Genomic DNA, 9,313 nt, shown 5'->3' with positions numbered 1-9,313 from the left:
CACAAAATGAGGAGATGTCAAGGTGGCTGAGTTCGTCTCCCTCGCCGAGGGAATCGAGGCGGTGGTGCGTGACGGCTGCTCCATCGCGATGGAAGGCTTCACTCATCTCATCCCGCATGCTGCCGGGCATGAGGTGATCCGTCAGGGCCGCACGCGACTGACGCTGATCCGCATGACGCCCGACCTGATCTACGATCAGATGATCGGGATGGGCTGCGCCGAAAAGCTGGTCTTCTCCTGGGGCGGCAACCCTGGCGTCGGCTCGCTGCATCGCCTGCGCGATGCGGTCGAGAATGGCTGGCCGCACAAGCTTGAGCTTGAAGAGCACAGCCACGCCGCCATGGCCAATGCCTATGAGGCCGGCGCCGCCAACCTGCCCTTCGCAGTGTTTCGCGGCTACAAGGGCGTCGACCTGCCCAAGGTCAATCCCCGGATCAAATCCGTTACCTGCCCCTATACCGGGGAAGTCCTGGCGACGGTTCCCGCCATTCGGCCCGACGCCGCTGTCGTTCATGCGCTGAAGGCGGACCGCGAGGGCAATGTCTTGCTCGAGGGCATCGTCGGCGTGCAGAAGGAGGTCGTGCTGGCGGCCAGGCGTTCGCTGGTTACCGTCGAGGAGATCGTCGAGGACTTTGGCCCACGCAATGCCAATGCCGTTATCCTGCCGTCCTGGGTGGTGACCGCCATCGCCAAGGTGCCGGGCGGCGCCTACCCGTCCTACGCCCAGGGTTATTACAAGCGCGCCAATGATTTCTACATTGCCTGGGACAAGATCTCCCGGGAGCGTGACACATTCATGGCCTGGATGAAGGCAAATGTCCTGGAGCAGGGGCCGGAGGTGTTTGCCCACCATGCCGGCCTTGCTCGGCAGGCCGCGTGAGGATCAGCGCCATGAGTCATACTCCCATCAGCCACACGCCCACCGAGATGATGAGCATCGCGGCCGCCCGCCTGCTGACCAATGACGGCGTCTGCTTCGTCGGCATCGGCGCGCCCTCGGCCGCGTGCAACCTGGCGCGCCTGACACATGCCCCGAAGATCACGCTGATCTACGAATCCGGTACGCTCTCGACCCGCCCCTCCGTGCTGCCGCTCTCGATCGGCGACGGGGAGCTCTGTGATACCGCGCTGACCACGGTCGGCGTGCCCGAGATGTTTCGCTACTGGCTGCAGGGCGGCCGGATCACTATCGGCTTCCTGGGCGGCGCGCAGATCGATCGCTTTGCCAATCTGAACACCACGGTCGTCGGGGACTATGCCGCGCCCAAGGTGAGGCTTCCCGGCGGCGGCGGCGCGCCGGAGATCGCCAGCAATTGTGGCGAGATCTTCATCACGATGGCCATGGGCTCGCGGGCCTTCGTCGAGACGCTGCCCTTCATCACATCCTTCGGCCACGGCAAGGGCAATGGCGACCGGGCGCGGCTCGGCCTCAAGACGAAGGGGCCGACCAAGGTGATCACCGATCTTTGCGTCATGGAACCCGATGCCGAKACCGCCGAGCTGACTGTGACTGCGCTGCATCCCGGCGTGACGCGGGATCAGGTTCAGGCCGGTTGCGGCTGGACCTTGCGTTTCGCTGGCGAACTCGTCGAAACTCCGGCGCCGACCGCGCAGGAGATCGAGATCCTGCGCGATCTGCACGCCCGGACCAAGCGAGCGCATGGAGTAGCGGCATGAGCCTGATCTATCCACGCGATGGCCTGAAGGCCCATCCGCTCAACGCGTCGCCGGCCTATACGAGCACGCTGAAGCGCGCGCCCTCGCAGCCCCTGATCCTGCTGCCGCATACGCTGTCGGAGATCAGCGGTCCGGCGTTCGGCCATAGCGCCGTGCAAGCCGGCGATTCAGACCTGACCCTGCAGCATGAGGGTGAGCCGCTCGGCGAGCGGATCATCGTGACGGGCCGGGTGCTTGACGAGGATGGCAGGCCGGTGCCGCATACCCTGGTCGAGATCTGGCAAGCCAACGCGGCCGGGCGCTACGTTCATCTGCGCGATCAGCATCCCGCGCCGCTCGACCCGAACTTCACGGGGGCCGGCCGCGCCATGACCGATGCGGAGGGGCGCTATCGCTTCGTCACCATCAAGCCCGGCGCCTATCCCTGGCGCAACCATCACAATGCCTGGCGCCCGGCGCATATCCATTTCTCGCTGTTTGGGCCGAGCTTCCTCTCGCGCGTGATCACCCAGATGTATTTCCCGGGCGATCCGCTTTTCGCCTACGACCCGATCTTCCAGTCGATCCCGGACGCGAAGGCACGGGAGCGCCTGATCTCGCGCTTCAACATCGACACGACCGAACCGGAATGGGCGCTGGGATACCAGTTCGACATCGTTCTGCGCGGTCGCGACGCGACGCCGCTCGAGGAGCCGCATGATGACTGAGCGCAAGCCCGCCCTGGGCCTCACCCCCTCGCAGACGGTCGGCCCCTTCTACGCTTACGCGCTGACGCCCCGTGCCTATGGCGGTTCGGAGCTGGCCAATGAGCGGATCGCGACCGATGGCGTCTCGGGCGAGCGCATCACCATTCGTGGCCATGTCCTCGATGGCGATGGCGAGCCGGTGCCGGACGCCATGATCGAGGTCTGGCAGGCCGATGCGGATGGGCATCACAATGCCGGGGGCAATGCCGGCTTCACAGGTTTCGGCCGGGCGGAAACGTCGCCGGAAGGCTTTTTCCACTTCGAGACGGTGCGGCCGGGCGCGGTGGAGGGGCTAAACGGTACGAGGCAGGCGCCGCATCTCGCCGTCTCGGTMTTCGCGCGCGGGCTCCTGCTCCGGCTGGTGACCCGCATCTATTTCTCGGACGACCCTGCCAATGCGTCCGATGCAGTGCTCGCGCTGGTCCCGCATGAGCGGCGTGAAACGCTGATCGCGCAACGTGGCCCGGACGGCGTCTTCCATTTCGACATCCGGCTGCAGGGCGAAGGCGAGACGGTGTTCTTCGACGTCTGAGCCCGTGCGGCATGCGCGGGCTTGACCMCGGCTTGCGGGCCAAGGAGATAGTCGGGTCAACGCTTTGCTTTGCCCGCGCCTGATGCGGCAAGGCAGGGCCATGACCGATGCCGTGCCGGAGCCYGCCATGCCSAAACCCTTGATCGCGCTCGACTGGGGCACCACCCGTGCCCGCGCCTTCCTCATTGGCGAGGACGGCCGCGTGATGGACCGGCGGATTGCGGATCAGGGCATCCAATCCGTGCCGGCCGGAGGTTTCCCGGCCGCTTTCGAGGCGATCGCCGGTGATTTCCGCCGCAGGCGGCCGGATGCCGCGATYGTGCTCGCAGGGATGGTCGGCAGCCGCAATGGCTGGGTCGAGGCGCCTTACGTTGCTTGCCCTGCCTCAACCGAGGCGCTGGCAGATGCCGGCATCGCGGTGACGCTGGAGGACGGAACGCGCGCAACCGTGCTCCCCGGCCTCTCCTGGGACGATGGCGCATTCGATGTCATGCGCGGCGAGGAAACGCTAATCGTCGGACTCGGTCTCACCGATGGCATCGCCTGCCTGCCCGGCACCCATTCGAAATGGGCTGAGTTGCGGGACGACAGGATCACGCGCTTTGCCAGCTTCATGACCGGAGAGATCTATGGCCTGCTGCGTCAGCATTCGATTCTGGCGCGCCTTGCCGAAGAGCCGTCGGGGGACGACGCAAGCATCGGGATCCAGCGTGGTTTTGCAGCGGCAGCACGGCCTGCCGGGCTGCTCAACGCAGCCTTTGCAGCGCGTACCGAGGTGCTGGCGGGGCGGATGAACGGTGGCGCGGTCGGGCCCTATCTCTCGGCGCTGCTGGTTGGTCAGGAGATTGCCGGCGCGCAGGCGCTGTTTGGGCGCCCGACCACGGTCCATCTCGTGGCCGATGGAGCGCTGGCTGCGAGCTATGGAGCGGCGTTCGAGGCCGCGGGCCTGCCTTTCCGGATCACGCCGCCGGAAGATGCCTTCATTGCGGGTGTGAAACGCCTGGCTGCGAGGCTGCTGGCGTGATCACCGTCTTCGGGTCCCTGAATGTCGATCTTGTCACGCCGGTCGAGCGCCTGCCGGGAGCAGGCGAGACGGTGATGGGCCCGGGCTATGCGCTGCATCCCGGCGGCAAGGGGGCCAACCAGGCGCTTGCCGCCCGCCGGGCGGGCGCCGAGGTGGTGCTCGCCGGCGCTGTCGGGCGCGATGCCTTTGCCGAGATCGCCCTGTCCCTGCTGGCCGCCGACGGTGTCGATCTCGCGCTGGTCGAGCGGGTCGAGGCACCGACGGGGGCCGCCTTCATCGCCGTCGATGCCGCCGGCTCCAATCAGATTGTGGTGGCGGCCGGCGCGAATGCCCAGGCCAGGGCCGATGGCTTGCACGACCTGTCGCTTGGCCAGCGCAACATCCTGCTTCTGCAGCGCGAGGTTCCGGAGACGGAGTGCATCATCGCGGCCCGTCTGGCGAAGCAGGCCGGCGGGCGCGTCATCCTGAACCTGGCGCCGGCCGGATCGCCCGCTCCCGAATTGCTCGATTGCCTGGATATGCTGATCGTCAACGAGCACGAGGCGCTGGTACTTGCCCGCGCATTGGGCTGGGCTGAACGCGAGCCCGACGCCTTCGCGCAGCGCCTCGACGCCGAACACGGCATCGCCTGCGTCGTCACGCTCGGTGGCGAGGGCGTCGTCGGTTGGCATGGCGGCGTTCGGCGCCGCCTCGAAGCGCCGAAGGTCGAGGTTGTCGACACGGTCGCGGCCGGAGACAGCTTCGTCGGGGCCTTTGCGGCGGCGCTCGATGCCGGCTATGGTTTTTCAAGCGCGCTTCAGCGCGGGCTCGCAGCCGGCTCGCTCGCCTGCACGGTGTCCGGTGCGCAACCAAGCGTGCCACGCCGGCCGGAGATCGAGGCACTGGCCGGTGCCAGCTTCCTCTGAGATGTCACCAATTTGGATGACGATACGTTAAGTCTGTTTGGATTCATCGGGTCGGAGCTTGGCCGAACCCGCCAATCCGCCCGTTCCCGTTCATTCTTCGGCAGTGTCCCAGGTGCAGCATCCCCGGAACGTGGCGGAGACTGAAAGCAGATGGCGCAACGGCCCATCATCTGGGCACTCGGAGTAGCCTTTACCGTCGGTTACGGCGCGATGTCATACGGCACGCGTCTGGCAGGCTATGTCGAGGATGATGACACGCCCCGCGCGGCGGCTGTCGCGACCGGCGCGCGACCGCCCGCGTCACCGCCTCCAGTCGCCCGATCGAGCGAGCCTCCGATGGTCACCGTGGCGGCCGATTCTCGCGGTCACTACATGGTCCATCCGACCATCGACAATTACCGCGTCAGGATGCTGGTCGATACCGGTGCGAGTTTCATCGCGTTGACGGAGAGCGATGCCCTGGGGCTCGGCATCCGCCCCGCATCCTCCGACTACAAGGTCACGCTGCGAACGGCCAACGGCGTCGTACGGGGCGCCCGGGTGAACCTGCGCGAAGTCAGACTCGGTGCTATTATCGTGCGCAATGTCGAGGCCATGGTGTTGCCCGCTGGGGCGCTGTCCGTCAGCCTGCTTGGAACCTCTTTTCTAAGCAAGCTCAAGGGCTACGAGGTCCAGACCGGTCGCATGATCCTGCGCGGTTAGGCGGTCTCCGGCGTTTCCTAATCGGCCGCGATCCGCTATGCCAAGTGTCCGTCAAGACGGCGTCGCTGCCGTGTCACGGTCAGGCTGCATTCATGTGGCTTGATGCTTCGTTCGCCCTGCATGTTCCCTTGCAATGGATGCCTTGATGTTCCCGAAGCCACTGCCTGAGCTGTTCCCGAATACCTTCGAGTATGAATCCCTGCCGATGGTGAAGCCGACGGGGTTCCGCGAGTATGATGCGCGCTGGTTCTTCGGCAAGGAACTAAACCTGATGGGCGTGCAGGCCGTCGGCATGGGCCTCGGCACGCTGATCAAGCGCATGGGCATCAAGCCCGAGATCGTCACCGGCCATGATTTCCGGGGCTACTMGTCGTCGATCAAGATGGCGCTGGTCACCGGCCTGATGGCGGCGGGCTGCAAGGTCCATGATATCGGCCTCGCCATGTCGCCGATGGCGTATTTCGCCCAGTTCGCGCTCGACGTTCCCTGCGTTGCGATGGTCACGGCCTCGCATAACGACAATGGCTGGACCGGCGTGAAGATGGGCGCGCAGCGCCCCGTCACCTTCGGCCCCGACGAAATGGGCCAGCTGCGCGACATCGTGCTCGCGGCCGATTTCGAGCTGTCGGGTGGCGGCTCCTATGTCTTCGTTCCCGATTTCCCGTCCGTCTACATCAAGGACCTGACCAACCGGCCGAAGATCACGCGCAAGCTCAAGGTCATCGCGGCTTGCGGCAACGGCACGGCTGGCGCCTTCGCCCCGCAGATCCTGGAGGCGATCGGCTGCGAGGTCATCCCGATGGATGCCGAGCTCGACCACTCCTTCCCGCGTTACAATCCCAACCCCGAAGACATGAAGATGCTGCATGCCATGGCGGATGCCGTGAAGCAGCATGGCGCTGATGTTGCGCTCGGCTTCGACGGCGACGGCGACCGCTGTGGCGTGGTCGACAATCACGGCGAGGAGATCTTCGCCGACAAGATCGGCGTGATGCTGGCGCGCGACCTCGGCAGGCTGCATCCGGGAGCGCAGTTCGTCGTCGACGTGAAATCGACCGGTCTCTTCATCACCGACCCCGAGCTGCAGAAGCTCGGTGTGAAGACCGATTACTGGAAGACCGGCCATTCCTACATCAAGCGCCGCGTCCGCGATCTCAATGCGCTGGCGGGGTTCGAGAAGTCGGGCCATTTCTTCTTCAACGCGCCGGTCGGGCGCGGCTATGACGATGGTGTCGTCACGGCGCTGGCCGTCATCGACATGCTCGACCGCAACCCGGACAAGTCGATGGCGGAACTCTATGCCGCCGTTCCCAAGACCTGGGGCACGCCGACCATGGCAGCCAAATGCGCCGACGAGATCAAATACGAGGTCAGTGACCGCGTGACGAAGCGGATCGAGGCCATGCACACCAAGGGCGAAACCATCGCCGGCCAGAAGATCCGCGACGTGATCACCGTCAACGGCGTCCGCGTCGTCAACGAGGATGGCACCTGGGGACTGGTCCGCGCCTCCTCAAACAAGCCGGAGCTCGTCGTCGTCTGCGAAAGCCCGGTCTCTGAAGCACGCATGCGCGAGATGTTTGCCGCCATCGACGGCGTGCTGCGCGAGAACCCGGAAGTGGGCGCCTATAATCAGACGATCTGAGATTATCTGGGCCCGGTCCCCGGTCAGGGGGCCGGGCACATCGGCACGCCGACCCGCTCGACCTGCTCGATCTTGTTCTTGCCGCCGGGCTTACCCAGCCGCGGGCGCATGAAAAGGTCAGTGCTGTTGATCGCGATCGGCCCGGTCAAGACGTAACCGATGGTTGGAGTGAAGGTGTACGACGTTCTCGCCAGAATGAAGGATGTATTGGGTGTGCGAAGGGCCGATGGCAACGTGAAGCCGTCGCCCGGCTTTAGCGCTTTCGCACCATTGCTCGCATCGCTCCAACAKACCTTCGCAACCCCCGCTCCATCGGTAACGATACTGGCAACAATCATTTGGGGCGCGGCATCGTTGAACGGCTTCATGATCAACCTGGCCGCTTTGAAGATATCGGTCATGTCAGCCGTAGCAATGGAGTCGACCTGCGACGTAAGGTCGGCCAGAGCCCTGTTGAGCGATGTCACCTTCCGGTCGATCATGACGCCCTTGGCCACTTCGGCTATGCCGAAATAGATTAGCAGCATGATTGGAAGAACGAAGGCGAACTCGATCAGGGCGGCCCCTTGCTGATCGCGCCAAACCCGTTGGCTTAGAAGCAGCAACGCTGCCCGGTTTTGCTGTATCGAGAAGTATCTCTTCATGAACCGGGGCTCGTTGCTGGAACGATGAAGGGCTCCGCACGGAATGCGGTCGTCGCGATGATAGCGCGTGTGTTAGGCTTGACCGTTACGAGTGCGCTATTCCAGTCGGCAAGAAGAACTGGATATTTTAGTAGCGCGCGAACCACCACGATTTGCTTGGGTTTAGGTTGATTGAAACCCCATCCGCTCGTATCGATCGAATTTTCGTTTGATACGGCATCTTTCTTGATGGGACTAATTGTTTTATCGTCTCCTTCAGAGAAAGTTACGAAGTTTTGAATGTCGATAATTAGGTTATCGCAATTGACCAGTGCGCCTGCGTTACTACAGATATCTTTCTTGAATTGTTCGGCGTTCTTGCCGGGGTTGCCATCTTTATATTTTGTGACCGCCTCTCCGGTCAGCAGGCTGCGAGCTGTTTGCGTAACCGCTTCCTCGAGAACCTGACTAGTCAAGAATACCAACGCCGTTTCGATGATGGCGAACATCATCAGGAGGAACGGGGCTGCGATCAGCCCGAACTCCACGGCAGATGCGCCCGCCTGATCATCGTCAAAACGTCGGAGCGCGCGCCAGAACTGCCGGCTGCGCCGCGCGGCCGGCGGGTAGCTCAGCTTGGTATCTAGAGCCATCATGCTCGAACAACCCGATGTCGCAGCGGTCACGCGTCAGAAACGGCGGGACCAGCATGGCTTCGCGCGGGTGGAAGCGGGGATGCCCACCAGCCGAAGCGCATCCTAACCGAAGAGGATTTCCGATCTGTTAGGAGGAACGGTGCCTCGACGCGGCCCGCGTTAGTAAGCGGTTCATCTTGTTCGCGCGGCTTGGGGCGCTCACTTATCGCTGCCGCCTGCCATCGCGTTGCGGCGCGTCGTTTGTCCGCCGATCTCGCCGAAATAGCGATTGGCGTCGCCGAGTTGGATCGCGGGCTGGCAGGTCGGTGTGCAGGAATAGCTCTCGCGTTCCATCCCGCGCTGTACCGTGAGGATCGAATCCGCGGCCGCGCTCACGCGCACGAGCGATTCCGCCAAGAGGCCACCGCCGGCATCGAGCGCGATCAGGTTGGTGACGCCGAAGCTCTTGCCGGTGACCACCATCACCCCGTTCTTCTGGATCGAGACATCGGCGATGCTCGGATTGCCGATGATGACTGTCTGCGCCCTCTCCGGCAGCCGAACGAGCTTGGCGTGATCGACGGTGACGACCACGGTCTCCGGCCGGGGCGGTTCGGGAGCGGCTCGGACCGTCGTCGCTGCTGCCAGCAGAAGCAGGCCAGATGCTGCCATCGCCATCGCCAGCGCCCTGCGGCGACTGCGGACGGAGCTTGCGCCGCTCAGGACAGTCGACATGGCATGGGCCCCAAGGTTTCCAACGGCGGGAGGAAAGCCGAAAATGATGAATCAAACCCTAATGCCACTCCGGGGCGGCGTTTATCCGC

At 64.2% G+C, this 9,313-nt stretch carries 11 protein-coding genes; 8 read left to right on the top strand and 3 right to left on the bottom strand.

Annotated elements, in window-relative coordinates:
- Positions 1-22: 22 nt before the first annotated feature.
- From AC1DJT_RS30205 to AC1DJT_RS30170, 8 genes are all read left to right on the top strand, one after another.
- Positions 23-880 carry a CoA transferase subunit A gene (locus AC1DJT_RS30205; RefSeq protein ID WP_476767538.1) on the top strand — a complete coding sequence of 286 codons (858 nt, stop codon included), beginning with the start codon at positions 23-25 and terminating at the stop codon, positions 878-880.
- 11 nt (positions 881-891) lie between these two features.
- On the top strand, positions 892-1,677 hold the full coding sequence (locus AC1DJT_RS30200) for a CoA-transferase subunit beta (protein ID WP_476835490.1): 786 nt from the start codon (positions 892-894) through the stop codon (positions 1,675-1,677).
- Positions 1,674-2,384 (top strand): protocatechuate 3,4-dioxygenase subunit beta, encoded by a 711-nt coding sequence (gene pcaH / locus AC1DJT_RS30195; RefSeq protein WP_476835489.1) that lies wholly within the window; start codon positions 1,674-1,676, stop codon positions 2,382-2,384. The genes AC1DJT_RS30200 and pcaH overlap by 4 nt, the downstream gene beginning before the upstream one ends.
- On the top strand, positions 2,377-2,955 hold the full coding sequence (pcaG, locus tag AC1DJT_RS30190) for a protocatechuate 3,4-dioxygenase subunit alpha (protein WP_441504933.1): 579 nt from the start codon (positions 2,377-2,379) through the stop codon (positions 2,953-2,955). The genes pcaH and pcaG overlap by 8 nt, the downstream gene beginning before the upstream one ends.
- Before the next feature lie 127 nt (positions 2,956-3,082).
- A complete protein-coding gene (locus AC1DJT_RS30185) occupies positions 3,083-3,979 on the top strand; it encodes a 2-dehydro-3-deoxygalactonokinase (protein WP_441504932.1) in 897 nt (298 codons plus the stop codon).
- Positions 3,976-4,884, top strand: coding sequence for a ribokinase (locus AC1DJT_RS30180; protein ID WP_476767542.1), 909 nt, complete (start codon positions 3,976-3,978; stop codon positions 4,882-4,884). The genes AC1DJT_RS30185 and AC1DJT_RS30180 overlap by 4 nt, the downstream gene beginning before the upstream one ends.
- Positions 4,885-5,034: 150 nt before the next feature.
- Positions 5,035-5,586 (top strand): retropepsin-like aspartic protease family protein, encoded by a 552-nt coding sequence (locus AC1DJT_RS30175; protein ID WP_476767543.1) that lies wholly within the window; start codon positions 5,035-5,037, stop codon positions 5,584-5,586.
- 145 nt (positions 5,587-5,731) lie between these two features.
- A complete protein-coding gene (locus AC1DJT_RS30170; protein WP_476835488.1) occupies positions 5,732-7,231 on the top strand; it encodes a phosphomannomutase/phosphoglucomutase in 1,500 nt (499 codons plus the stop codon).
- A gap of 23 nt (positions 7,232-7,254) precedes the next feature.
- Here AC1DJT_RS30170 and AC1DJT_RS30165 read toward each other — a convergent pair whose 3' ends face one another.
- The 3 genes from AC1DJT_RS30165 to AC1DJT_RS30155 form a co-directional block, all read right to left on the bottom strand.
- Positions 7,255-7,875 (bottom strand): TadE/TadG family type IV pilus assembly protein, encoded by a 621-nt coding sequence (locus tag AC1DJT_RS30165; protein WP_476767545.1) that lies wholly within the window; start codon positions 7,873-7,875, stop codon positions 7,255-7,257.
- Positions 7,872-8,510 (bottom strand): TadE/TadG family type IV pilus assembly protein, encoded by a 639-nt coding sequence (locus AC1DJT_RS30160; protein ID WP_476767546.1) that lies wholly within the window; start codon positions 8,508-8,510, stop codon positions 7,872-7,874. The genes AC1DJT_RS30165 and AC1DJT_RS30160 overlap by 4 nt, the downstream gene beginning before the upstream one ends.
- A gap of 198 nt (positions 8,511-8,708) precedes the next feature.
- A complete protein-coding gene (locus tag AC1DJT_RS30155) occupies positions 8,709-9,224 on the bottom strand; it encodes a pilus assembly protein N-terminal domain-containing protein (RefSeq protein ID WP_476767547.1) in 516 nt (171 codons plus the stop codon).
- Positions 9,225-9,313 lie beyond the last annotated feature (89 nt).

Source organism: Allobosea sp. 05T422_2 (genome assembly GCF_056396265.1).
This window is presented reverse-complemented; position numbering and strand designations above follow the sequence as displayed.